Origin of the sequence: Komagataeibacter intermedius TF2 (genome assembly GCF_000964425.1) — a bacterium.
Taxonomy (GTDB): Bacteria; Pseudomonadota; Alphaproteobacteria; order Acetobacterales; family Acetobacteraceae; genus Komagataeibacter; species Komagataeibacter intermedius.
Window position 1 is genome coordinate 1 of record NZ_BANF01000196.1, and the last position, 1,890, is coordinate 1,890.

Genomic DNA, 1,890 nt, shown 5'->3' on the forward strand with positions numbered 1-1,890 from the left:
CAAGCGCCACCAGATCAACCAGATCACGCGTCGCCGTGGCAGACGTCGCCCCTGTAATCGACCGATAATTCTGGGCACTCAGGCCACCTTGAAAACCATCAGGCCCTTCTGCCAGCATTCGAAGCAGGGCCTTCTCCTGACGAATGTTCAGTTTTCCGCGTAAGCGATCCAGAAACCGCGTTTTCTCAATAAGAAACCGGATGTTCCGAAGCGTGCGGGATTGCGCCTCCAACACGACCTGAGAGAACCAGACCATCCAGTTCTCTATCTGGTTCGTCTTGCTGGCCCGATGCAGTTCGAGATAATACGCTTTCTTGTATGTATTGATGGTCGCGGCCAACGCCGTCAGCGTTGGGGCTGCGAGGGTTTGCGCCAATGCTTTTTCAGCAATAGCCCGTCCGATGCGACCATTTCCATCTTCAAAGGGATGAATGGTCTCAAACCACAGATGCGCAATCGCAGCCCGCTCAATCGCGGGCAAGGGGTCGATCCCGCTTGGGGCGGTCCTGTTAAACCAGCCGATAAACTGCGCCATCTCCGAAGGGACGCTTCGAGATGGCGGGGCTTCGAAGTGGATGTGCGGCGCATGGATGGGGCCGGAGATAATCTGCATTGCCTCGGCATGCGTCCGATACCTGCCAATGACATCCAGATCTCGCCGACCGTTCATGAGCATGGCATGCCACTCAAAGAGACTCTGGTCAGTCAAAGGGGCCGCATAATGCCGATAGAGGTCCGCCATCAATTCAGCGGCCCCAGCCTCAGTTGGCGTAGAACGTCGCCTGTCTGTGGCGAAGCCAAGGTGTCGCGCAATCGACGATTGCACACTGGCCCGATCAAGCACCTCGCCTTCAATAGCGGAGCTCTCGACCGTTTCTTGCGACATGAGTTGAACGACAAGATGCTGATTGGCGTCTTTGTCCAGATGCTGCATCGCACCGACGACCACGCCTGAACCTTTCAGGAACTCCGTTTCGGCGTCTCGCAGACAGCTTTTCTCGAAGTGAAAATGTGGCCAGTCCGGAAGCTGCCAATTCCAAAGCATGATTGATATCCCAAGGCTCTATCAATCATTCTATCGCATTTTTATGATTGATAGAAGTCTAATCTATCGATCCTTCGGCGTGACGGATTATGCTGCGTATGAACCCACACTGGCCCGCAGCATTCCATAATGTTCACTAAGACGGGCATCATATCCGCCGTTTTCTGATGAAGGCGAGATATTCCCAACAGTAGATAAATGGTGCGGATCTGGTTCGCTCTTCCTCGCAATCTGGACCGAAGCGGGACATTCATCCCGGATCGTCAATGCGAGGAGAAACTTTTGTCGAGCCATATGCATTGACCAGGCATCTGCCTGCGCATCGTACCGGCATAGGCCGGATGAGGCCACGGCCTCCTTTTCGGTGAAGCAATGGACAGCATGGCCGATGGCGAGAAACTGCCACGGGGCAGGGCTGCCGTACATTTCGGTCAGGAAGCCGTCAAACTGAGGGCTGGTCGAGGTATCATCCGCCCCGTTCATGGCAAGAACCCGTGCCCGGATCGCATGTGCCAGGGCGGGATTATCCGTCGAGAGATTGCCGTGGAACGCGACCACGGCTGCGATCTCCGGACCGGACCGCGCGAGATCCAGCACGGCCGCGCCGCCGAAGCAATAACCGATGGCGCAAGATGGGTCGTGTCGATTGGTGCCTGCGATACAAACGACCTGAACTGTGCCAGGGCAAAGGCCACGCGACGGCGCATCATGGAACGGTCAGCGAGCAGAAGGGGGATATGGCATCGCGTGCGCCAGCGGCGTCTTTCGGGCGGATCGCGGCGGCATACATATCCGTCAGCAGGATCACGTAGCGTTGCCCTGCGATGTCCTCGGCCTTGCGGATC

The 1,890-nt window shown here is 56.7% G+C and carries 2 protein-coding genes; both read right to left on the bottom strand.

Annotated elements, in window-relative coordinates; genetic code table 11:
- Window positions 1–1,045, bottom strand: a 1,045-nt coding sequence (locus tag B7449_RS15955; protein ID WP_048883814.1) for a Fic family protein, incomplete at its 3' end; no start/stop codon positions are given.
- Window positions 1,046–1,132: 87 nt separating this feature from the next.
- Window positions 1,133–1,642 (bottom strand): dienelactone hydrolase family protein, encoded by a 510-nt coding sequence (locus B7449_RS15960; protein ID WP_244465771.1) that lies wholly within the window; start codon window positions 1,640–1,642, stop codon window positions 1,133–1,135.
- Window positions 1,643–1,890 lie beyond the last annotated feature (248 nt).